The sequence below is a fragment of the Burkholderia sp. KBS0801 genome (assembly GCF_005937855.2).
Classification (GTDB): domain Bacteria; phylum Pseudomonadota; class Gammaproteobacteria; order Burkholderiales; family Burkholderiaceae; genus Burkholderia; species Burkholderia ambifaria.
The window spans coordinates 790882-813120 of record NZ_CP042177.1 but is presented as its reverse complement, the minus strand read 5'-3'; the positions used below and the strand labels follow the sequence as shown (position 1 = coordinate 813120).

Annotated in this window: 17 protein-coding genes; 7 read left to right on the top strand and 10 right to left on the bottom strand. The window is 69.1% G+C overall.

The genetic code is table 11. The annotated features are described in order from the left end of the window. Positions 1-48: 48 nt before the first annotated feature. The 3 genes from xdhC to xdhA form a co-directional block, all read right to left on the bottom strand. A complete protein-coding gene (xdhC, locus tag FFI87_RS03940) occupies positions 49-711 on the bottom strand; it encodes a xanthine dehydrogenase accessory protein XdhC (protein ID WP_012363202.1) in 663 nt (220 codons plus the stop codon). Between the two features lie 84 nt (positions 712-795). After that, a complete protein-coding gene (gene xdhB, locus FFI87_RS03935) occupies positions 796-3159 on the bottom strand; it encodes a xanthine dehydrogenase molybdopterin binding subunit (protein ID WP_138848179.1) in 2364 nt (787 codons plus the stop codon). A gap of 18 nt (positions 3160-3177) precedes the next feature. After that, complete coding sequence (gene xdhA / locus FFI87_RS03930) at positions 3178-4785, bottom strand: xanthine dehydrogenase small subunit (protein WP_138848180.1); 1608 nt, start codon at positions 4783-4785, stop codon at positions 3178-3180. 348 nt (positions 4786-5133) lie between these two features. Here xdhA and FFI87_RS03925 point away from each other — a divergent pair, with 348 nt between their 5' ends. Further along, complete coding sequence (locus FFI87_RS03925) at positions 5134-6348, top strand: MFS transporter (protein ID WP_012363199.1); 1215 nt, start codon at positions 5134-5136, stop codon at positions 6346-6348. 325 nt (positions 6349-6673) lie between these two features. On the opposite strand, the gene FFI87_RS03920 is transcribed toward FFI87_RS03925, so the two are convergent. Next, on the bottom strand, positions 6674-7570 hold the full coding sequence (locus tag FFI87_RS03920) for a DMT family transporter (RefSeq protein ID WP_138848181.1): 897 nt from the start codon (positions 7568-7570) through the stop codon (positions 6674-6676). A gap of 132 nt (positions 7571-7702) precedes the next feature. Here FFI87_RS03920 and FFI87_RS03915 point away from each other — a divergent pair, with 132 nt between their 5' ends. Next, entirely contained in the window at positions 7703-8638 is a 936-nt protein-coding gene (locus FFI87_RS03915) for a helix-turn-helix domain-containing protein (protein ID WP_034176762.1), read from the top strand. Between the two features lie 60 nt (positions 8639-8698). On the opposite strand, the gene FFI87_RS03910 is transcribed toward FFI87_RS03915, so the two are convergent. After that, positions 8699-9910: a pyridoxal-phosphate-dependent aminotransferase family protein gene (locus FFI87_RS03910; protein ID WP_012363197.1), complete on the bottom strand. Its 1212-nt coding sequence runs from the start codon at positions 9908-9910 to the stop codon at positions 8699-8701. A 753-nt stretch (positions 9911-10663) separates the two neighbouring features. Between FFI87_RS03910 and FFI87_RS03905 the strand changes: the two genes are divergently transcribed. From FFI87_RS03905 to FFI87_RS03890, 4 genes are all read left to right on the top strand, one after another. Continuing rightward, the gene (locus FFI87_RS03905; protein ID WP_138848182.1) at positions 10664-11650 is read left to right on the top strand and encodes a LysR family transcriptional regulator; all 987 of its coding nucleotides are present in this window, start codon (positions 10664-10666) and stop codon (positions 11648-11650) included. 30 nt (positions 11651-11680) lie between these two features. Then, positions 11681-12679 carry a 2-hydroxyacid dehydrogenase gene (locus FFI87_RS03900; protein ID WP_126227232.1) on the top strand — a complete coding sequence of 333 codons (999 nt, stop codon included), beginning with the start codon at positions 11681-11683 and terminating at the stop codon, positions 12677-12679. 124 nt (positions 12680-12803) lie between these two features. Then, positions 12804-13553, top strand: a complete 750-nt coding sequence (gene bluB, locus FFI87_RS03895) for a 5,6-dimethylbenzimidazole synthase (protein ID WP_138848183.1) — start codon at positions 12804-12806, stop codon at positions 13551-13553. 226 nt (positions 13554-13779) lie between these two features. Further along, entirely contained in the window at positions 13780-14940 is a 1161-nt protein-coding gene (locus tag FFI87_RS03890; protein WP_012363193.1) for an MFS transporter, read from the top strand. A 138-nt stretch (positions 14941-15078) separates the two neighbouring features. Here the strand turns inward: FFI87_RS03890 and fahA are convergent, their stop codons facing one another. From fahA to FFI87_RS03865, 5 genes are read right to left on the bottom strand one after another with little or no spacing between them, the layout of a single operon-like run. Next, positions 15079-16383: a fumarylacetoacetase gene (gene fahA / locus FFI87_RS03885; protein ID WP_138848184.1), complete on the bottom strand. Its 1305-nt coding sequence runs from the start codon at positions 16381-16383 to the stop codon at positions 15079-15081. Beyond that, the gene (gene hmgA, locus FFI87_RS03880; protein WP_138848185.1) at positions 16380-17714 is read right to left on the bottom strand and encodes a homogentisate 1,2-dioxygenase; all 1335 of its coding nucleotides are present in this window, start codon (positions 17712-17714) and stop codon (positions 16380-16382) included. Before hmgA ends, fahA begins: the two co-directional genes overlap by 4 nt. A gap of 15 nt (positions 17715-17729) precedes the next feature. Then, positions 17730-19091, bottom strand: coding sequence for an MFS transporter (locus FFI87_RS03875; protein WP_138848186.1), 1362 nt, complete (start codon positions 19089-19091; stop codon positions 17730-17732). Beyond that, entirely contained in the window at positions 19088-19318 is a 231-nt protein-coding gene (locus tag FFI87_RS03870) for a DUF2783 domain-containing protein (RefSeq protein WP_012363189.1), read from the bottom strand. The genes FFI87_RS03875 and FFI87_RS03870 overlap by 4 nt, the downstream gene beginning before the upstream one ends. Before the next feature lie 46 nt (positions 19319-19364). Then, positions 19365-21041, bottom strand: coding sequence for an FAD-dependent oxidoreductase (locus FFI87_RS03865; protein ID WP_138848187.1), 1677 nt, complete (start codon positions 21039-21041; stop codon positions 19365-19367). Between the two features lie 373 nt (positions 21042-21414). Between FFI87_RS03865 and FFI87_RS03855 the strand changes: the two genes are divergently transcribed. Beyond that, complete coding sequence (locus FFI87_RS03855; protein ID WP_012363186.1) at positions 21415-22218, top strand: EAL domain-containing protein; 804 nt, start codon at positions 21415-21417, stop codon at positions 22216-22218. Positions 22219-22239 lie beyond the last annotated feature (21 nt).

Sequence of the window (22239 nt, the reverse complement as noted above, 5' to 3'; positions counted from 1 at the left end):
AGTGTAGGCAAAAACGCGCGCACGCGTCGGGTGCAGCGGCCCTCGTCGTTACCGCGCGCAGCTCGCGTCGTCGCGCACGCGGCCGGCCGCGGCCGCCTTCACGTCGGCCACCGGCGTCCCCGAGCGCGCCTGCAGCAGTTCCGCGCAAACGGCCACCGCGATCGCACCGGGCGCCTTGTCGACGATGCCCGCGATGCCGATCGGGCACACCATCTCCGTGAGCCGCGCCGGATCGACGCCGCGCGCGGCGAGCCGGCGCTCGAACTTCACGCGCTTGGTGCGCGAGCCGATCATCCCGAAGTACGCGAAGTCGCGCCGCCGCATGATCTGCGCGGCGAGCGAGAAGTCGAGCGCGTGATTGTGCGTCATCACCAGGAAGTACGTGCCGGGCGGCGCCGCGTCGACGACGGCCTCCGGCGTGTCGGTCGGCTCCGGCTGCACGTTCGGCGGACATTCGTCCGGGAACAGCTCGTCGCGCGTGTCGACCCACTGGACGACGCACGGCAACGCGCCGAGCAGCGTGACGAGCGCGTGGCCGACGTGCCCCGCGCCGAACAGCACGATGTGCATCGGCGGCGGCGCGGCGCTCGCGCGGTTGCGCCGGCCGCTGCCCTGAGGGAACGTCTGCGCGGGTGATGCGCCGCACGCGCCGTCGCACCCGGCGACGGATGCATGCGACGCGGCATGCGGCGAGGGAGCAGGTCCGTTCATGTCAGCCTCCGCCGGGCCGCCCCAAGGAGGCTGACCGCCTCCTCGGGAAGCAGCGAACGAAGTGGGCATGGGCGTCGTTCCATCTCAGCCTGCCCGCGCGGCGCTCGCCGCTCGCACCGCGTTCACCGCACGCAGGATCGACTCGCCGGTGGCCGGCGCGTCGAGCGGCGGATTCACCCGGTAGTCGCCGACCGCGGCAATCGCGTCGCGCACCGCGAAGAACACCGAGAACGGCAGCAGCAGCGGCGGCTCGCCGACGGCCTTCGAACGATGGATGCTGTCCTCCACGTTGCGGTTCTGGAACAGCCGCACGTTGAACTCGGGCGGCGTGTCGTTGACGGTCGGGATCTTGTACGTGGACGGCGCGTGCGTCATCAGCTTGCCGCCCGCGTTCCACCACAGTTCCTCGGTCGTGAGCCAGCCCATTCCCTGGATGAACGCGCCTTCGACCTGGCCGATGTCGAGCGCCGGGTTCAGCGACGCGCCGACGTCGTGCAGTGCATCGACGCGCAGCGTGCGCATCTCGCCCGTCAGCGTATCGATCACGACTTCCGACACGGCCGCGCCGTACGAGTAGTAGTAGAACGGCCGGCCCTGCAGCTTCGACTGATCCCAGTACAGCTTCGGCGTCGCATAGAAGCCGTCGGACCACAGCTGCACGCGCGCGAGATAGGCCTTCGCGATCACCTCGCCGAACGGCACGCTCGCGCCGCCGACCCACACGAAGTCGTTGCCGAACTTCACGTCGGCCGCATCGACCTTGCCGTCGCCGAACTGCTTCGCCGCGAACACCGCAAGCCGCTCGCGCAGCTGGCGCGCCGCATCCTGCGCGGCCTTGCCGTTCAGGTCGGAGCCGGTCGACGCGGCCGTCGCGGACGTGTTCGCGACCTTGCTCGTGTCGGTCGCCGTCACGCGAATCCGGCCGAAGCGGATGCCGAGCTCGTGCGCGACGACCTGCGCGACCTTCGTATTGAGCCCCTGCCCCATCTCCGTGCCGCCGTGGTTCACGAGCACCGAGCCGTCGGTATAGATGTGCACGAGCGCGCCGGCCTGGTTGAAGTGCGTGACGTTGAACGCGATGCCGAACTTCACCGGCGTGAGCGCGATGCCCTTCTTCAGCACCGTGTTGCGGGCGTTGAAGTCGCGCACGCCCGCGCGCCGCGCGCGGTAGTCGCTCGTCGTCTCGAGTTCGCCGAGCAGTTCCTGCAGCACGTTGTCCTCGACCGTCTGCCCGTAAGGCGTCACGTTGCGTTCGGTCTTGCCGTACAGGTTCGCGTAGCGCACGTCGAGCGGATCGCGGCCGAGCGCGCGCGCGATGTCGTCGAGGATGTACTCGATCGCGAACGCGCCCTGCGGGCCGCCGAAGCCGCGGAACGCGGTGTTCGACTGCGTGTTGGTCTTGCCGCAGTAGCCGGCGATGTCGACGTCGCCGAGCCAGTACGCGTTGTCGAAGTGGCACACCGCGCGCGTCATCACCGGGCCCGACAGGTCGGCCGAGAAGCCGCAGCGCGACGTCATCTCGAGCGCGACGCCGTCGAGGCGGCCGTCGTCGTCGTAGCCGACGTCGAAGCGGTAATGGAAGTCGTGCCGCTTGCCGGTGATCATCATGTCGTCGTCGCGGTCAGGGCGCAGCTTCACCGGGCACAGCAGCTTCCATGCGGCGAGCGCCGCGCAGCATGCGAACAGGCCCGACTGCGATTCCTTGCCGCCGAAGCCGCCGCCCATCCGGCGACATTCGACCAGCACGTTGTGCGACGCGACGCCGAGCACGTGCGCGACGAGGTGCTGCATTTCGCTCGGGTGCTGCGTCGAACAGTACACGTGCATCCCGTCGTCGTCCTTCGGCACCGCGTAGGCGATCTGCCCTTCCAGGTAGAACTGCTCCTGGCCGCCGAGCAGCATCTCGCCCGACTCGCGATGCGGCGCGGCGGCCAGGCGCGCGGCCGCGTCACCGCGCGCGAGCTTCAGCGGCGGGATCACGTAGGTTTCGGCCTGGCGCGCCTCCTGCGCGGTCAGGATCGCGGGCAGCTCCTCGTAGTCGACCTGCGCGCGGCGCGCGGCGAGCCGCGCGATGTCATGCGACGTCGCGACGACGATGAACATCGGCTGGCCGACGAACTGCACGATGCCTTTCGCGAGCACCGGGTCGTCGTGGATGATCGGGCCGCAGTCGTTGACGCCCGGGATGTCGTCGGCCGTGAACACGGCGACCACGCCCGGCGTCGCGCGCACCGCGTCGAAGTTCATCGACACGATCTTCGCGTGCGGCTTGGCCGACAACCCGAGCGCCGCGTGCAGCGTGCCGGCGACGATCGGGATGTCGTCGGTGTAGGTCGCGCGCCCGCTCACGTGCAGATGGGCGGATTCGTGCGGACGCGAGATGTGCACCTGCGCGGCGTCGGCTTGCTGGTCGAGGGTGTTCAGGAACGGCTCTGCTTGCTGGTTCATGTTCGGTGTTCTCCGTCTTCAGACGCGCGCGTCGGCGTCGGCGCCGGCTTCGGCGGCCACTTCACGCACACTCACGGCTTGCGGCGGCAGCGGGTCGTGCGGGCGCGTCTCCAGCCAGAATCGATACGCCAGGTTCTTCGCGGTATCGAGGCGATACGTGCTCGTCGCGCGCATGTCGGAGAGCGGCTGGTAGTCGCGCTCGAGCGCCTGCATCGCGGCCTGCGCGGTGGCTTCGTGCCACTGCGCGCCGTCGAGCACGGCTTCCGTGTGCGTCGCGCGCTTCGGCGTCGCGGCCATCCCGCCGAACGCGACGCGCGGCTCGCGGATCGTGTCGCCGTCCGCGATGAACGCGAACGCCGCGCACACGGCCGAGATGTCGGAGTCGAACCGCTTCGACACCTTGTAGGTGCGGAACTGCAGCTTCGTGCGCGCGCCGGTGCGGGTCGGCACCTTCAGGCTGACGACGAATTCGTGCGGCGCCATGTCCTTCTGCTGATAGCCGGTGTAGAGCGCCTCGAGCGGCAGCTCGCGCACCGTGTCGCCGCCGCGCAGTACGACGCGCGCACCGAGCGCGATCAGGCCCGGCATCGAGTCGCCGATCGGCGAGCCGTTCGCGACGTTGCCGCCCATCGTGCCCGCGTTGCGGATCGGCAGCGATGCGAAGCGCTTCCACATCTCGGTCAGCTCCGGATACGTGCCGGCGAGTGCCGCGTACGCGTTCTCGAGCGTCACGCCCGCGCCGATCTCGATCCAGTCGTCACCGTGCGCGACGCGCTGCAGTTCGGCGATCTGGCCGACGTAGATCAGGTCGTCGAGCCGGCGCATCTGTTTGGTGACCCACAGGCCGATGTCGGTGCTGCCGGCGAGAATGCGCGCGTCGGGCCGCTCGATCTTCAGCGCGGCCAGCGCGTCGAGCGTGCGCGGCGCCGCGAAGCGCGCGCCGTCGCTCGTCGTGTAGTCGAACGTGTCGTCACGCTTGAGCGACGCGAGCGTGCGGGCAAGCGCGGCCGTGTCGACCGGGGCCACCGGCTGCGACGCGCCTTCGCTGGTCGCACCTTCGCCGGCCGCACCTTCGCCGGTCGCACCTTCGCCGGCCGCGTCGAACATCCGCACGGCCGCGTCGACGATCGGGCGATAGCCGGTGCAGCGGCACAGGTTGCCCGTCAACGCATCGGCGATCTCGGTGCGCGTCGGCACGTCCTTCGCCTTCGCGCAGGCGCTGCCGCAACCTTCGTGGCCGTGCTTCTCGTACAGCGCCCACATCGACATCACGAAACCGGGCGTGCAGAACCCGCATTGCGACCCGTGGCAATCGACCATCGCCTGCTGCACCGGGTGCAGCGAACCGTCCGGCTGGCGCAGGTCTTCAACCGTCAGCAGCGCGCGGCCGTCGAGCGTCGGCAGGAACTGGATGCACGCGTTGACGGCCTTGTACGCGACCGTACCCGCGTCGGTCAGCTCGCCGACGACGACCGTGCACGCGCCGCAATCGCCTTCCGCGCAGCCTTCCTTGGTGCCGGTGCAGTGTGCATCCTCGCGCAGGTACTGCAGCACGGTGCGGGTGACGTCCGCGCCGCTGACTTCGCGGACCGCGTGACGATGGTAGAAGCGGATCGGCTCACTCATGTCTCTGTCGTTCTTCAAGGGGGGCAAGGCGGCCTGCGCGGAGCGCTCGACCAACGTTTCTCTGACAGTTTGCACGCTATCACCATCAAATTTCCCAACCCATAGCCCATCACGCATGCGGCCCATATAACTGCCGCGATATGAGCGACAAAGCCGCCCGGCGGCCCCGCTCGCGCGTTGCCCCGCGTGCGTTCCGGGTCGGCTCGCGCTCGTCCGCCGGCCCTCCGTCGGCGACGAAACGGGTTGCGCTTAACTAAGCGGTACCTGCGTGAAAACCGGTTCCATGGGAAAATCCCGATTCCGTTTTACGCCAACTTCCGCTCCGCTTCGCTCATTCGTTCCGACCCCATGTCAACCGATTCCGCCACACCGCCGCGCAGCGGGTTCGCCGTCACGCTGCAAATCGTGTCCGTCGTCAGCTTCACGTTCATCTGCTACCTGACCATCGGCCTGCCGCTCGCCGTGCTGCCGGGCTTCGTCCACGACGATCTCGGCTTTTCCGCGATCGTCGCGGGCGGTGCGATCAGCGTCCAGTATTTCGCGACGCTCGCATCGCGCCCGCTCGCGGGGCGCTTCGCCGATACGCTCGGGCCGAAGCAAACGGTGCTGCGCGGGCTGATCGGCTGCGGCGTGTCGGGCGTGCTGCTGCTCGTCGCGCTGCTGCTGGCCCACTGGCCGGTCGCGAGCCTCGTGCTGCTGGTCGCGAGCCGGCTCGTGCTGGGTGTCGGTGAAAGCCTGTGCGGCACGGGGGCGATCCTGTGGGGCATCGGCCGGGTCGGCGTCGCGCACAACGCAAAGGTGATCTCGTGGAACGGCATCGCGACCTACGGCGCGCTCGCGCTCGGCGCGCCGGTCGGCGTGGCGATCGCGCATACGCTGAACCCGGCGCTGATCGGCGTGCTCGTGATCGCGCTCGCCGCGATCGGCTTCTACCTCGCACGCCTGATCGATGCCGTGCCGCTCGTGCATGGCGAGCGGATGTCGTATGCGAGCGTATTCACCCGCGTGCTGCCGCACGGCCTCGGCCTCGCGCTCGGCTCGGCCGGTTTCGGCTCGATCGCGACCTTCGTCACGCTGTACTACGCGGCGCGCCACTGGCCCAACGCCGCGCTGTCGCTGACGGTGTTCGGCACGCTGTTCATCGGCGCGCGCCTGCTGTTCGCGAACACGATCAAGACCTACGGCGGCTTCCGCGTCGCGATCGTGTCGTTCGCGTTCGAATGCTCGGGTCTCCTGCTGCTGTGGCTCGCGCCCGTGCCGCACGTCGCGCTCGCCGGCGCCGCGCTGACCGGCTTCGGCTTCGCGCTGATCTTCCCGGCGCTCGGCGTCGAGGCCGTCGCGCTCGTGCCGCCCGCGAGCCGCGGCGCGGCGCTGTCCGCGTACTCGGTGTTCCTCGACCTGTCGCTCGGCATTACCGGCCCGCTCGCCGGCTATATCGCGGGCGCGTTCGGCTATCCGCAGGTGTTCCTGTTCGCGGCCGTGGCCGCGGCGGCGGGTGTCGCGCTGTCGATGGTGCTGTATCAGCGGCAGGCGCGCGTCGCGGGGAGCGGCGCGGCGGCGTGAGCCGTGTCGCGCCACCGGCCACGCCGTTCAACGCAGCAATAGATTGAAGTCCCGCCATACGCGGGTAGCTTGGGGTGACGCCGGCACGCGGCGGCGCCCCTCACCGAGCGGTTCGGCTCCGCGCGATCGGGGTCAGGCATGGTCGCCGCGCCGACGGCACTGCGCCACCGGCCGTTTCGACATCGAGAATCGCAGCAGCGCCTTCCCCCGCATGCGCCTGCGTGCCCTTCATCCCCTCCTGACCCAACCGGCGGATCCAGCGCAGCCCTGAAGCGAAATCAGAGCCTACCGCGCCAACCCGATCAGCCGGCCCGCGGCCATGCGCTCAGGCTCGCGCCGTCCTCGGAAACAATCGCCGCGCCAAATCGAACGCGACCAGATTGCCGGCCAGCACGAGCAGCAGCCCGATCACCGCGAGCGGCGACCATTGATAGCCCTCGAAGACCGTCGACACGGCCAGCGCGACGATCGGGAACAGCACCGTGCAGTATGCGGCCCGCTCCGGCCCGATCCGCCCGACCAGCGTCAGGTACGCGGTGAACCCGATCACCGAGCCGGGCACGGCCAGATAGACGAGCGCGCCGAGGTAGCGCGGGCTCGGGTCGATCGTGAACGGCAGCCCGGCCGCCGCGCTGCCGACCGTGAGGATCGCCGCGCCGATCAGCATCGCCCAGCCGTTGGTCGCGAGCGGGTGCAGGCCCATCGACTGCATCCGGCTCGACAGCAGGTTGCCGGCCGAGAAGCACATCGTGCCGGCGAATGCGATCGCGAGGCCCGTCCAGGTCGCGTGATCGTCGAGGTGGCCGGCCATCTGCTGCCAGAACAGGCACGCGATGCCGGTCAGCCCGAGCAGCGCGCCGGCGATCGCGGACGGCCGCAGCGGGCGGCCCATGAACAGCCGGCCGTTGATCGAATTCAGCAGCGGCGCGGTCGAGAAGATCACGGCGACGAGGCCGCTCGGCACGACCTGCTCCGAATAGTAGAAGCACAGGAAATTGACGCAGAACAGCGCGAAGCCCTGAGCGACGAGGTAGCGCCACGCTTCGCGCGGCGGACGCACCGGCCGGCGCATCACGCGCAGCAGCGCGAACAGCACGGCGGCGGCGAGCCAGAAGCGCCACGCGATCGACACGGGCGGCGGCACGGCGCCGAGCTGCCACTTGATCGCGATCCAGGTGGTGCCCCAGATCAGCACGGTGACGAAATAAAGCGACAGATTCATGGCGGCAACGACGCGAAACGAGAGAACGGGCTCCGACTATGCCGCCGCCCCGCCCGCGCGGATTGTCCGGAATTGCGGTCTTTTGGGCGGCGCCGCACGGCGCGCGTCGCGCCCGCTTATACTCGTCGCATCATGAGTTCACCCCTCTACGCCCCACCCGTCGACCATTCGACCGCCCTTGCCGGCGGCGCGATGCCGTTCGGCCTGCAGTCGGTGTGCCGCACGCTGGCCGAGGCGAACGCGACGCTCGAGCGCTTCACGTGGCTCGGCGACCATCTCGCGATCGCCGAATGGACGCGCATCACCGACGAAAGCGAGACGATCTACGAACAGCCCGGCCACCACACGTTGTCGTGCTATCTCGACGGCGGTTACCGGACCGAGCGCGAACGCGTGCCGCGCTACGGCGCGCCGAGCCTGCTGTGCGCGCTGCCGGGCGACCATGAATCGCGCTGGTGGGTGCGCGGCGAGATGCACTTCATCCACCTGTACTTCCTGCCCGAGCACTTCACGCAGCGCGCGATCCGCGAACTCGATCGCGAGCCGCGCGAGCTGAAGCTCGCCGACCGCACCTATTTCGAGGATGCGCGCGTGGCGGCCCAGTTCCGTTCGCTCGCGCTGGAGCGCTGGGACGATGCCGATGGCCGGCTGCGCGCGAACGAGGCCGCGCACGACGTGCTGAGCCTGCTGCTGCGCGGCCAGAGCACGACGCGCACCGACGTGCCGTTCCGCGGCGGGCTCGCGCCGGCCGTGCGCCGCCGCGTGCGCGACTATATCGACAGCTATCTGTCGCAGCCGCTGACGCTCGGCGAACTGGCGAACGTCGCCGCGCTGTCCGAATACCACTTCTCGCGGATGTTCCGGCTGTCGTTCGGCCGTGCGCCGCACGCGTGGGTGGCCGAGCAGCGGCTCGCGCGGGCGCGCCTGCTGCTGCGCACGACGGCGCTGCCGCTCGCGCAGGTCGCGGCCGAATGCGGCTACGCGAACGCCGGCCACTTCAGCCATCGCTTTCGCGACGCGCACGGCACGACGCCGAACGCGTACCGGCGCGCGATGCAGGGCGGCTGAGGCCCGCGCGCCTTTCGACGGCCGGCGCCGCCGCGCGCATCGGGCGCCCTCGCCCCCCGCTTACCCGCCCCGCCGCGACAGTTCCTGCTCGAGCGCGGCCACGCCGGCCGGCAGGTCGACCGGCACCTTCAGATCGTCCATCGTGCGGCCGAACGCATGCAGCGTGCGGAACAGGTTGTGTTCGCGGCACTGTTCGCCCATCTGCCCGATCCGCACGATCGGCAGCCCGAACGAGCCCGAGATCTCGACCTGGTACTGCTTCGAGATATGGCCGCACACCATCCCGGGCGTAAGCCCCTCGGGCGTCTCGATCCCGACCACCGAATTGAGCCGGCACTCTTTCGGCGCGTAGAGCGTGAGCCCCATCGCCTCGACGCCCGCCTGCAGCGCGAGCGAGCAGCGCAGGTGGCGCGCGAAGCGGCTTTCGAGCGTCTCCGCGCAGACGAGGCGCAGCGCCTCGTGCAGCGCGAGCACGCCCGACACCGGCGCCGTGTAGTGATAGCCCGCGTTGTGCCAGAAGTTCTCCGCGAGCGCCATGTCGAGGCACCAGTGCGCGTTCGGCTCCGGACGCTGCTTCATCCGGTTCCACGCGGCGTCGGAGAATGCGATCAGCGACACGCCGGGGATCGACGACAGCCCTTTCTGGCCGCCGGTGATCACCGCGTCGATGCCCCACGCGTCCATTTCGAGCGGCATCGTCGACAGCGTGCACACCGCATCGACCACGACCAGCGCGCCGGCCGCCTTCGCGAGTGCCGCGATCTCGCGCAGTTCGCGATTCCATACGGTGTTCGACGTCTCGCCCTGCACGATCGTGACGATCTCGGGCCGCTCACGCGCGATGGCGTCCGCGATCTCGTCGAGGCTCGCGACCGCGCGGTCGGCCACTTCGAGCGTCGCGACGTCGGCGCCGACGCGCGTCGCCATCTCGGCCATCCGCGCGCTGAAGAAGCCGTTGCGGATCGACAGCACGCGCGTGCCGCGCCACGCGAGGTTCGAGATCGCCATTTCCATCGCGGCCGAGCCGGGGCCGGCGACGCCAAGCACCCATTTCGTGCGGGTCTGGAACACGTAGCGCGCCATCTCCTTCACCTGCTCGATGATCTTCGCCATCGTCGCGCCGAGGTGGTTGATCACGATCGTGTTCGCCTTCGCGACGGCGGCCGGGATCGGGACCGGGCCGGCCCCCATCATCAGCAGCGGTTCTTCGGGCAGGATCGCGTCGAGCGGCACGACGACGGGACAGGGAATCGGCGAGTAATCGATGGACATGGCAGGCAAAAGTGGAGGAGGGAAAACGCACGGAGGTCGCCCGCCGCGCGGCATGGCGAACTGATCGATCATTCCGCGTTCCGCGGCCGCGCGCAAGAGGCACCGGCGGCCGGACAGCGTGCCGGTGGCCCGGTGGACGGACCGGGCCACCGGCTGCGGACCCTTTGGACGACCGGATTCCATATTGCCGCGGCATTGCCGTGCGCATGCGAAACGGTTCCATCTGGGGTTCGATCGCCGCGATTTTCCCGGCAATATCGAGACGAGTGCCGGATTCCCGGCTTCAGCATGGTGCATGTATCGGCCGGAATACCGGTCATCACGCCAAAAATCGCGCAGGTGGAATCGACCCACGAAAACTGCGATCTGCGCAAAAACATCCATTATCGTGGCATCTATTGGTGAGCGATTTCACCTATTACCGGATCAAGCCACCACGGTTCACGCATAACACCCTGATTTAAATGACAAACATTTCAAATCAGAGGCGCCCCGATTCAATACGCCACAGGCTATCCCGGCCGCACCCCCGCGACCCCGATTCGTTAAAGCGATACCCGTGATTTCGATTTTACGCAAGCCGACCTTTCTCGCAGGTTGACGGATAACGCTTCCATAATGAACAATCGTCTGCAGAATGGAAAACCGATTTTTCGATACGAAGGAGAACCGGGTGTCGCGCGACGGTTTTCCAGGTCGTGCAACGAAAAATCACAATCGATATCAATCAACCGGGCCAGAAATTCGCGAGCCATGAACCAGATTCAGACCATGCGTGTGTTCGTCTGCGTCGCCGAGCAGCAGAGCTTCCGCCGCGCGGCGCACCATCTAGGCGTGTCCAATGCGCTCGTCACGCGCTCGATAGCGATGCTCGAGTCTCACTTGAACACGCGGTTGATCCACCGCACCACCCGCAACCTGTCGCTGACCGAGGCCGGGCTGCGCTACCTCGACGGCTGCCGCGCGCTGCTCGAGGAATTCGATCATCTCGAGGCATCCGTCGCGCATGCGGTGCGCGAGCCGGCCGGCACGCTGCGGGTCGTCGCGTCGGGCCTGCTGTCGCCGCTCGCACTGACGCCGCTCGTCAGCAGCTTCCGGCACCGCTACCCCGAGCTGCGCGTGCAGCTCACCGTCGCCGAAGGGCCGCTCGACGTGCTCGATTCGGGCTACGACGTCGGCATCGTGACCGGCAACCGGCTCGACGGCAACCCGACGCTGATCGGCCACGCACTCCCGTCGGCCCCGTTCGTCGCCTGTGCGGCGCCCGCGTATCTCGAACGGCGCGGCGAGCCGCGCGCGCCCGACGACCTGCCCGGCCACGACTGGGTCGCACTCGCGCCGCACCAGCATGCGCCCGCGTGGCGGCTGGTCGGCCACGACGGCGCAACGCATTCGATCACGGTACGCCCGACCTGCACGGTCAACCAGCTGGCGCTCGTGCACGCGGCGGCCGTCGCCGGGTCCGGCATCGTGGTGCTGCCCGAGCCGTGCGTCGCCGACGCGCTCGCCACCGGCACGCTCGTGCGGCTGTTGCCCGCCTACCAGATCGACGACCCGGACGCGCAGCTGTCGCTCGTCTACCCGAACCGGCAGTACGTGCCGGCCCGCACGCGCAGCTTCATCGAGCACGCGCTCGAGCATTTCGGCGTGCAGGCGGCCCGCGAGCCAAGCGGCTACAGCTTCCTGCGCACGCCCGATCGCGTCGATCTCGTCACGGGCCGGCAGACGGGCCTGCAGTAAACTGCACGCGTCAGCCCTTGGAGGTGCAGCGTGCGCGTGATCCTGTTCAGCAGCCGGCAGTACGACGACGAATCGTTTACCGCCGCCAACCGGCAGTTCGGCTATCGGCTGCACTTCCAGCCGTCCCATCTCGACGCGGAAACCGCGATCCTCGCGCACGGCTATGAAGTCGTGTGTCCGTTCGTCAACGACACCGTCGACGCAGCCGTGCTCGAACGGCTCGCCGACGGCGGCACGCGCCTGATCGCACTGCGCTCGGCCGGCTTCAACCACGTCGACCTGGCCGCCGCCGAGCGGCTCGGCATCGCGGTCGTGCGCGTGCCGGCCTATTCGCCGCATGCGGTGGCCGAACACGCGGTCGCGCTGATCCTCGCGCTCAACCGCCGGCTGCCGCGCGCGGTCGCGCGCACGCGTGAAGGCGACTTCTCGCTGAACGGCCTGCTCGGCTTCGACCTGCACGGCAAGACCGTCGGCGTGATCGGCACCGGCCTGATCGGCAGCGTGTTCGCGAAGATCATGATGGGTTTCGGGATGCACGTGCTCGCGCACTCGATGCCGCCGTACGACGACGAGCTGATCGCGTTCGGCGCGCGCTACGTCGAGCTCGACGAGCTACTGCACCACGCCGACATCGTCAGCCTGCACTGCCCGCTGCTGCCGTCGACGCACCATCTGATCAACGCCCAGACGCTCGCGCGGATGAAGCACGGCGCGATGCTGATCAATACGGGCCGCGGCGGCCTCGTCGACGCGCAGGCGCTGGTCGACGCGCTCAAGAGCGGTCAGCTCGGCCATCTCGGGCTCGACGTGTACGAGGAGGAAAGCGGCCTCTTCTTCGAGGATCATTCCGACCTGCCGCTGCAGGACGACGTGCTCGCGCGCCTGCTGACGTTCCCGAACGTGATCGTCACGTCGCACCAGGCGTTCTTCACGCGCGAGGCGCTCGCCGAGATCGCGCACACGACGCTGCTGAACATCGAGGCATGGCACGCCGGCACGCCGACCAACGTCGTCACGGCCGGGCGCTGACCCACGGCATCGCGCGTTCGGCGCGCGCGATCGTCAACGATTCGCCATTTTGTTTCGACTGATGTAACGCCGCACGCGCCGCGTCTGCTATCGTTGCGCCGACCTCCCCTGCTTTCTGCCGCCCATGCGTTTCGACGACTCCGCCATTGCCGCGGTCTACCGCGCGATCTTCGAACGGCGCGACATGCGCCACTTCACGCCGGCGCCCGTCGATCCGGCCACGCTCGCGCGATTGCTGCGCGCCGCGCACCACGCGCCGAGCGTCGGCTTCATGCAGCCGTGGCGCTTCATCCGCATCACCGACGCCGCATTGCGCACCGAGATCCATTCGCTGGTCGAGGCCGAGCGCCGCGCGACCGCCGACGCGCTCGGCGAGCGGCAGGACGAATTCATGCGGCTGAAAGTCGAAGGCGTGCGCGAATGCGGCGAATTGCTGGTCGTCGCGCTGACCGACGATCGCGAGCGCCACGTGTTCGGCCGCCGCACGCTGCCGGAGATGGACCTCGCGTCCGCCGCGTGCGCGATCCAGAACATGTGGCTCGCCGCGCGCGCCGAAGGGCTCGGGATGGGCTGGGTGTCGCTGTTCGACGTCGGCGCGCTGCGCACGCTGCTCGGCATGCCAGCTGGCGCGAAGCCGATCGCCGTGCTGTGCATCGGGCATGTCGATGCGTTCTATGCGAAGCCGATGCTCGAGGAGGAGCGCTGGGCCGCGCGGATGCCGATCGACGCGTGCCTGTTCGAAAACGGCTGGGACGCGCCGGCCACGCAGGTCGCCGATCGTGCGGCAAGCGCCGGATCGTCGCCGTCGCCCGGCGTTTCCGCAGCGGACGGCCTCTCCGACTCGACACCCGCCGCGACGCCGCCCGGCCGCTGACCGAACGCACGACGCGTAAACGGGCCGCGACACCGTGTCGCGCCGCCCCGATAGCCAGCCACGGCGCTGCGATCGAACCCGCCGCCGAATCCGGCCGAATCCGGCCGAACACGCATGACGCGCGGCAGCCCGGCCTCGCGCCGCGCCGTTCGTTGCGCACGCAACCCCACCCGATCCTGATGGCCTTCATGGACCTTTCAAGGGCCGCGGTGTAGCATCGCGCCCGATGAAAGCCATTCTCAATCGTGATTTCCTCGCGCTGATCCTGAGCGTCGCGGTGGTCGGTCTCGGCACCGGCGCCACGCTGCCGCTCACCGCACTCGCGCTCACCGAAGCCGGACACGGCACCAACGTCGTCGGCATGCTGACCGCCGCGCAGGCGCTCGGCGGCCTCGCGATCGTCCCGTTCGTCACCGCGCTCGCGCGGCGCATCGGCGCGCGCCGCGCCATCGTCGTGTCGGTCGTGCTGCTCGCCGCGGCCACCGTGCTGATGCAGTTCACGTCGAACCTGATCCTGTGGGGCGTGCTGCGCGTGCTGTGCGGCGCGGCGCTGATGCTGCTGTTCACGATCGGCGAAGCGTGGGTCAACCAGCTCGCCGATGATTCGACGCGCGGCCGCGTGGTCGCGATCTACGCGACCAACTTCACGCTGTTCCAGATGGCGGGCCCCGTGCTCGTCAGCCAGATCGCCGGCGCGACCAGCATCCGCTTCGCGCTGTGCGGCGCGCTGTTCCTGCTCGCGCTGCCGACGCTCGCGACGATCCGGCGCGCGCCGCTCGCCGGCGACGATGCGCATCACGCAGCGCACGACAGCTGGCTCGCCGTGCTGCCGCGCATGCCCGCACTGATCATCGGCACCGGCTTCTTCGCGCTGTTCGATACGCTCGCGCTGTCGCTGCTGCCGCTCTACGCGATGGATCACGGCGTCGCGAGCGCGACCGCCGTGCTGCTCGCGTCGATCATGCTGTTCGGCGACACCGCGATGCAATTCCCGATCGGCTGGCTCGCGGACAAGCTCGGCCGCGAACGCGTGCACCTCGGCGCCGGCTGGATCGTGCTCGCGGGCCTGCCGCTGCTGCCGTTCGTGATCGCGAATCCGTGGCTGTGCTGGCCGCTGCTGTTCGTGCTCGGCGCGGCAGCCGGCAGCATCTACACGCTGTCGCTCGTCGCGTGCGGCGAACGCTTCCGCGGCGCGGCGCTCGTCACCGCGAGCTCGCTCGTGTCGGCGTCGTGGAGCGCCGCGAGCTTCGGCGGCCCGTTGGTTGCGGGCGCATTGATGGAGCAACTGGGCAGCAACGCGCTGGTCGGCGTGCTCGTTGCGTGCGTCGCCGCGTTCGTCGCGGCCGCGCTGTGGGAGCGACGCGCGGCATTACCTCGCGCGGTCTGACGCCGATACGGATGCTGTCGCTGTCGCGCAGCGTCCACACCGGTACGTGCGAGCGCATCCGCACCGCCCGCCGCCGCCCCAACGAAAACGGCCCGCGCGATGCGGGCCGCCCTGTCCTTGCCGATCACACGGAACGTGTCACGCGCTCCGCGCGGGCAGAATCTTGCCCGCACACACGCCGAACCCGACGCGATAACCGTCGCCCTGGCACCAGCCCGCGAGCGTGAGCTCGTCGCCGTCCTCAATGAACGTGCGGCTGCCGCCGCCGTTCAGCGCGAGCGGCTCCTTGCCGTTCCACGTCAGTTCGAGCAGGCTGCCGAACGAATCCTTCGTCGGCCCGCTGATCGTCCCCGAACCCATCAGGTCGCCGACGCGCGTGTTGCAGCCCGCGACCGTGTGATGCGCGAGCTGCTGCGCCATCGTCCAGTACATGTACTTGAAGTTGGTGCGGCAGATCGACGTCGCTTCGGCCGCCCCTTGCGCGCGCAGCGTCACTTCGAGCGCGATGTCGAACGCATGCTTGCCCGCGTGGCGCAGATACGCGAGCGGCTGCGGCGACTGCTCGGGCTGCGCGACGCGGAACGGTTCGAGCGCGTCGAGCGTGACGATCCACGGCGAGATCGTCGTCGCGAAGCCTTTCGAATTGAACGGGCCGAGCGGCACGTATTCCCACTGCTGGATGTCGCGCGCGCTCCAGTCGTTGAGCAGCACCATCCCGAAGATGTGCGCTTCGGCGTCCTCGCACGCGATCGGTTCGCCGAGCGCGTTGCCGCGGCCGACGATGAAGCCCGTCTCGAGTTCCAGGTCGAGCTTGCGGCACGCGCCGAACACAGGACGCTCCGCGTCGGGCAGCTTCAGTTGCCCGCTCGGGCGCCGCACCGGCGTGCCGCTCACGACCACCGACGACGCCCGGCCGTTGTAACCGATCGGCATCTCCGACCAGTTCGGCATCAGCGCATTCTTCGGATCACGGAACATCGAGCCGACATTGGTCGCATGCTCCTTCGACGAATAGAAATCGGTGTAGCCGGGAATGTCGACCGGCAGATGCAGCGTCGCGTCGCGCTGCGCGACGAGCACCTGCGCGCGCAGCGCGGCGTCATCGCGCAGCCGCGCGTCGTCGCGCGAGAACAGTTGCGACAGCTGCACGCGTACGCTGCGCCATGCATCGCGGCCGAGCGCGATGAACGGGTTGAGCGTCGATGCCGCGAACACGTCGGCGCCGGCCGGCAGCGTCACGAGGCCCGCACGCGCGAGTGCGGCGAGGTCGACGATCTGGTCGCCGAGCGCGACGCCCGTGCGGCGCGCCGCCTGCTTCGCATCGCTGAAGATCCCGAACGGCAGGTTCTGGATCGGAAAATCGCAGGCGGGATCGTTCGCCGTCTCGACCCAGCTCTTGCGAGCCGGATCGAGTGTCGCGCGCCAGTCTTGGGGTTCGCTCATTGTTGCTCCGGATTGAAATGTTTCCTGATGCCTTGCCAGCATTCGAAGTAGTCGGCCTGCAGCTGCGCGGTGTCGAGCGCGTAGCGCGTCGGACGGATCAGCGTGCGGGTTTCGAACATGAACGCCATCGTCGCGTCGACCTTGTGCGGCTTCGTCGTGTCGCTCGCCGACGCCTTCTCGAACGTGTCCGCGTCGGGCCCGTGACCCGACATGCAGTTGTGCAGGCTCGCGCCGCCCGGCACGAAGCCCTCGGCCTTCGCGTCGTACGCGCCGTGCACGAGCCCCATGAACTCGCTCGCGACATTGCGATGGAACCACGGCGGGCGGAACGTATCCTCGGCCGCGAGCCAGCGCGGCGGGAAGATCACGAAGTCGATCGCGTCGACGCCCGGCGTGTCGCTCTGCGATTGCAGCACGAGGAAGATCGACGGATCCGGGTGGTCGAAGCTGATCGAGCCGATCGTGTTGAACAGGCGCAGGTCGTATTTGTACGGCGCGTAGTTGCCGTGCCACGCGACGACGTCGAACGGCGAATGGCCGATGTCCGCGCGCCAGAGGCGCCCGTTCAGCTTCGCGACCAGCTCGAACGCGCCTTCGCGATCCTCGTATGCGGCCTGCGGCGTCAGGAAATCGCGCGGGTTCGCGAGCCCGTTCGAGCCGATCGGGCCGAGATCCGGCAGGCGCAGCAGCGCGCCGAAGTTCTCGCAGATGTAGCCGCGCGCGTCGCCATCCGGCAGCGCGACGGAAAAACGCACGCCGCGCGGGATCACCGCGATCTCGAACGGCTCGACGTCGAGCCGGCCGAATTCGGTCGCGATGAAGAGCCGCCCCTGCTGCGGCACGATCAGCAGTTCGCCGTCGGCGCTGTAGAAGAAACGGTCCTGCATCGAACGGTTCGCCACATACAGGTGGATCGCGCAGCCGTTCATCGCGGCCGCCGAGCCGTTGCCGGCCATCGTCACGAGCCCTTCGACGAAATCGGTCGGCTCGACCGGCATCGGCAGCGGATCCCAGCGCAGCTGGTTCGGGGGCGTCGGCGGCACGTCGGCCGAATCGCCGAATTCCGACACGAGCCGCTGCGGGCCCGTGAACGGCTCGAACGGCCGGTGCACGGCCGCCGGCCGGATCCGGTACAGCCACGAGCGTCGGTTGTGGCCGCGCGGCGCGGTAAACGCGGTGCCCGACAGCTGCTCCGCATACAAGCCGTAAGGCGCGCGCTGCGGCGAATTGCGGCCGTGCGGCAGCGCGCCGGGCAGCGCCTCGGTCGCGAATTCGTTCGCGAATCCGCTCAGGTAGCCGGCGGTTGCCGGTGTCGACAGGTCAAGCGTCATCGTTTCCTTTCTCCATCAATTCATGGCGGCGTTCGGCGCCTGCGCACCGCCGCGCCGCGTTACGCCGGCCAGTCCCAGCACGAACAGCGCCGAGCACAGCACGGGCACCGCGGCCGCGTGGAACAGCGCGCCGTGCGTCCAGTTGAGCGCAATCAGTTGTCCGCCGACGAGCGGCCCGAGCACCGAGCCGATCCGGCCGATGCCGAGGCTCCAGCCGATGCCGGTCGAGCGCAGCGACGTCGGGTAATACTGGCCCGCGAGCGCGTTGACGGCCGGCTGCCCGCCGACCACGCAGAAGCCGCCCGCGAACACGACGATCAGCAGCCACGGCAACGCATGCGCGACCGAGCCGATCAGGCCGACCGACACGGCCGCGCACGCGAAGCACGCGAACAGCACGCGCACGAAGCCGTGGCGTTCGATGAACCAGCCGAGCGACAGCGTGCCGATCACGCCGCCCGTCTGCAGCACCGTGCCGACGATCACCGCCGTGCCCGGCGAATAGCCCGCGTCGCGCATGACGGTCGGCAGCCAGTTCGACAGGAAGTACAGGTCGATCAGGTTCATGAAGCTTATGGCCCACAGCAGCAGCGTGACCGGCAGGCGGCCATGACGGAACAGCTCGGCGACCGGCGCGCCGCTCGCCGCGCGCTCGCGCACGACCAGACGCGTGTGCGCGTCGATGCCGGCCTGCGGCGCGAAGCGCGCGAGCCAGTCGCGTGCCTGCGCGTCGCGCCCTTTCAGCACCAGGAACTGCAGCGACTCGGGCAGCCGCGTGAGCATCGCGATCGTCAGCACCAGCGGCACCGCGCCGCCGACGAAGAACACCGAGCGCCAGCCGAGCGCCGGAATCAGCGCGGCGCTGATGAAGCCGCCGATCGCGGCGCCGAGCGTGAAGCCGCACGACACGATCATCATCCGCTTCACGCGATGCGCGGCCGGGCTGAACTCGCCGACCAGCGCCATCGCGTTCGGCATGATGCAGCCGAGGCCGAGGCCCGTGACGAAGCGCAGCGCCATCAGCACCGGGATCGAGCCCGCGAACGGCGTCGCGAGCATCGTCACCGCGAAGAACAGCGTCGAGCCGATCAGCACCGGGCGCCGCCCGATCCGGTCGGAGAGCACCGACAGCCCGAGCGCGCCGAGCAGCATCCCGAACAGGCTCGCGCTGAACACCGGACCGAGCGCCTGCTTCGGCACGCCCCATTCGGCGATCACGCTGGGCGCGACATACCCCATCGCCTGCGCATCGAAGCCGTCGATCACGAGGCACAGCCCGCACAGCGCGAGCAGCATCCAGTGAAAGCCCGGGCGATGGGTCTCGTCGATCACGCGCTCGACTTCGAGCACGCGCACGTCGGCCGGCGCCGCGCTCATCGCGCGACCTCGGCGGTCGGATGCACGGCGGGCGTCACGCCCTGGCGCGCGAGCGCCATCGCTTCGCGCAGCACGTCGGCGTCGCCGATATGGTTCGCGAGCAGCAGGATCAGCTTCGCGTTGACGAGCTGGCTGTCGGCGTCCGACAGGTCGCGGTGCATGTCGATCAGCGCTTCGTAGAACGCGTCCGGATCGGCCAGGCGCGGGCGGGTGTCGAGTCGGGGCATGACGGGTGTCTCCGGTGTCGGTGTCGTTGTCGTGTCGATACGAGGTTCAGCGGGCGCAAGTCGCGCGCGCCAGGGCGTCGGCGATCGCCTGGCGCTCCAGCGTGCGCATCCGCGCGCAGACGTGCTGGTCGGGACGCAGCAGGTAGAACGTGCCGGGCTGCGCGTCGTAGCGTTGCGCGGCGAAGCCGTCGACGTCCTCCACGACGTCCACGCCGGCCACTGGTTGCGCATGCCCGGCCGGCACGATGAGCACCGGCCGCACCGGCAGGGCGAGGCCGTCGAGCGCCTGCACGAGCGCGGCTGCGTCGGCCGGCAGGCCGAACAGCACGCCCGCGAAGCCGTCGCCCAGGTGCTGCAGCAGCCAGCCCGACGCCCCCTGCGCGCGCACCGGCGCATCGGCCGCAGCGGCACCCGGGCGCAGCGCGCACGCGAACGCGTCGCCGTTGCGGTCCGGCGTGTTCAGCGGCGAATCGGCCAGCACGGCCGGCACCGACAGGCGGCCGCTGTTGACGAGCTTGCGCGCGAATTCGCAGTCGCGTGCGAGCTTCAGCGTCGCGTCGCGGAACACGCGCGACACCGCGCTCTTCGGCGTGATGAAGTCGGTCGAGCGCGTCGAATTGCGGATGTTCTCGTCGGCCGCGAACTCGCGCTCGCTCGCATAGGTGTCGAGCAGGCGATCGTCCGCGCGGCCGTCGAGCACGAGCTTCAGCTTCCACGCGAGGTTGTCCGCGTCCTGCACGCCGCTGTTCGCGCCGCGCGCGCCGAACGGCGACACGCCGTGCGCGGAATCGCCCGCGAACAGCACGCGGCCGTGCCGGAACGTATCCATCCGCTGGCAGCGGAACGTATAGACGCTCACCCATTCGAGCTCGAACTCGACGTCGGCCCCGAGCAGCGCACGCACGCGCGGAATCACGCGCTCCGGCTGCTTCTCGGCGACCGGATCGGCGTCCCAGCCGAGCTGGAAGTCGATGCGCCACACGTTGTCCGGCTGGCGGTGCAGCAGCACCGACTGGTTGCGATGAAACGGCGGGTCGAACCAGAACCAGCGCTCGGTCGGGAATTCCGCCTTCATCTTCACGTCGGCGATCAGGAAGCGGTCCTTGAACGTGCGGCCGCGGCTCTCGAGGCCCATCGCCGCGCGCATCGGGCTGCGCGAGCCGTCGGCCGCGATCACGTACCGCGCGTGCAGCGTCTCGATGCCTTCCGGCGTCTCGACGGTCAGCGCCGCGTGCTCCGCCGACTGCGCGACGCCCGTCACCTTGTGCTTCCAGCGAATCTCCAGGTTCGGCAGTTCGAACGCGCGCTCGGCCAGATAGCCTTCGACGTAGTACTGCTGCAGGTTGATGAACGCGGGGCGCGCATGCCCTTCCTCGGGTAGGAGGTCGAACGCGTACAGCTGCTCGTCCTGCAGGAACACCTTGCCGACGTGCCAGCTCACGCCCTTCTCGACGAAGCGCTCGCCGCAGCCGAGCCGGTCGAAGATCTCGAGCGTGCGCTTCGCGAAGCAGATCGCGCGCGAGCCCGTCGACAGCGTGTCGTCGTCGTCGAGCAACACCACCGGCACGCCCTGCTGCGCCAGGTCGATCGCGACCGACAGGCCCACCGGGCCCGCGCCGACGACGATCACCGGGTGGATGACCGCGTCATCGCCGGCGGCTCGCGCCGCGCGCGGCCGGTATTCGAACTTCAGCGTCTGGTAATCGATGCCCATGGTCGCCATCCGCTCCTCAACCCTGCCGCGCGTACGCCCGCGCGTGCCGCGTCGTTGCGCCCATGTCCTTTGCCTGTCGCTGCCCGCGCTGCTGCGCCCACTTGCTGTCAACCGCCACGTCTCGCTCCTTGCTTCCTGTTGATTCGATTCGGGAAACGGCGCCGTTGCCGGCGCCCGAACGCCGCTTTTCTTGATCGGCGACAAATCCTTGGATTTACGAATAGTAAAACCAATTACGAATAGTGAAATCAACGTAAACCCTAGCCATCGACCCGGGGACGGGATAACGATATGAGCGAAACGCCAAGCCGAGCCGGGCGCGCACTGCTAATATCAAGACATGAGGCGGCCCGTTCGGCCGCCATTTTTCCTTCCTACGCCGATGATTCCGCCCAACATTCCCGAGCTGGTCGTCCGTGCCGGGCAACTACCGTATCTGCGGGAACACCTTGCGCTCGCCGAGGGCGGCACCGCGTGCGCGAATCTGCCGGAGCGCACGCTCGCGAGCGCCTACGAACCCATCTACGACGTGACGATGCCTGGCGCACCGCAGTCGACGTCGTTCACGGATGCGATCGAGCGCTACGGCGACGAACTCGGCTTCCAGGCCGTCACGCTCGTCACGGGCGCCCCGCACGATCCGGTCGATTCGGCCGTCGACGACCAGGCGCTCGTCGCGATCGACCGGCTGTCGCGCGCGCTGCACGCGATCAATTTCTTCGGCGCGCAACGCCACGGGCTGTTGTTCCTGCGCGTGCACGAGCGGTTGCTCAAGAGCGTGAAGTACGACCACGGCAAGCATTTCTCGTCGGTGCTGCAGCGCTTCGGGCTGCCGACCGAGCGGATCGTGATCGAGCTGCCGGCGGTCGCGGTCGCGCACAAGACCTTCCTCGGCTACCTGACGCGCAGCTACCAGCATCACGGCTTCAAGGTCGCGGACAAGCTGCCCGACCCGGGCCGGATCCTCGCGGTCGAATCGGACATGGCGCGGCCCGACTACATCAAGATGGATGCGGGCATCGCGCTGCGCGACGGGATGGTGAAGGCGCTGGTCGCGTATGCGCAGCGCGTGCGCATTCCGTTGATTTTCGACGGCGTCGTCGACGAGACGCAGTGCGAGCTGCTGCGCCAGCACGACGTGCGGTTCATGCAGGGGCCGGTGTTCGCTAAGGTCGTCACGGCCTGAAGCGGGCGGGCGACAGGCCCG

Excerpts from the sequence above, each read along its gene's own strand:
- FFI87_RS03870 (WP_012363189.1), bottom strand. The coding sequence starts at position 19,318 with ATGCCCCGACTCGACACCCGCCCGCGCCTGGCCGATCCGGACGCGTTC.
- xdhB (WP_138848179.1), bottom strand. The coding sequence starts at position 3,159 with ATGAACCAGCAAGCAGAGCCGTTCCTGAACACCCTCGACCAGCAAGCC.
- FFI87_RS03865 (WP_138848187.1), bottom strand. The coding sequence starts at position 21,041 with ATGGCGACCATGGGCATCGATTACCAGACGCTGAAGTTCGAATACCGG.
- xdhC (WP_012363202.1), bottom strand. The coding sequence starts at position 711 with ATGAACGGACCTGCTCCCTCGCCGCATGCCGCGTCGCATGCATCCGTC.
- FFI87_RS03875 (WP_138848186.1), bottom strand. The coding sequence starts at position 19,091 with ATGAGCGCGGCGCCGGCCGACGTGCGCGTGCTCGAAGTCGAGCGCGTG.
- FFI87_RS03910 (WP_012363197.1), bottom strand. The coding sequence starts at position 9,910 with ATGTCCATCGATTACTCGCCGATTCCCTGTCCCGTCGTCGTGCCGCTC.
- FFI87_RS03915 (WP_034176762.1), top strand. The coding sequence starts at position 7,703 with ATGAGTTCACCCCTCTACGCCCCACCCGTCGACCATTCGACCGCCCTT.
- fahA (WP_138848184.1), bottom strand. The coding sequence starts at position 16,383 with ATGAGCGAACCCCAAGACTGGCGCGCGACACTCGATCCGGCTCGCAAG.
- FFI87_RS03855 (WP_012363186.1), top strand. The coding sequence starts at position 21,415 with ATGATTCCGCCCAACATTCCCGAGCTGGTCGTCCGTGCCGGGCAACTA.
- FFI87_RS03920 (WP_138848181.1), bottom strand. The coding sequence starts at position 7,570 with ATGAATCTGTCGCTTTATTTCGTCACCGTGCTGATCTGGGGCACCACC.
- hmgA (WP_138848185.1), bottom strand. The coding sequence starts at position 17,714 with ATGACGCTTGACCTGTCGACACCGGCAACCGCCGGCTACCTGAGCGGA.
- FFI87_RS03925 (WP_012363199.1), top strand. The coding sequence starts at position 5,134 with ATGTCAACCGATTCCGCCACACCGCCGCGCAGCGGGTTCGCCGTCACG.
- xdhA (WP_138848180.1), bottom strand. The coding sequence starts at position 4,785 with ATGAGTGAGCCGATCCGCTTCTACCATCGTCACGCGGTCCGCGAAGTC.
- FFI87_RS03890 (WP_012363193.1), top strand. The coding sequence starts at position 13,780 with ATGAAAGCCATTCTCAATCGTGATTTCCTCGCGCTGATCCTGAGCGTC.
- FFI87_RS03905 (WP_138848182.1), top strand. The coding sequence starts at position 10,664 with ATGAACCAGATTCAGACCATGCGTGTGTTCGTCTGCGTCGCCGAGCAG.
- bluB (WP_138848183.1), top strand. The coding sequence starts at position 12,804 with ATGCGTTTCGACGACTCCGCCATTGCCGCGGTCTACCGCGCGATCTTC.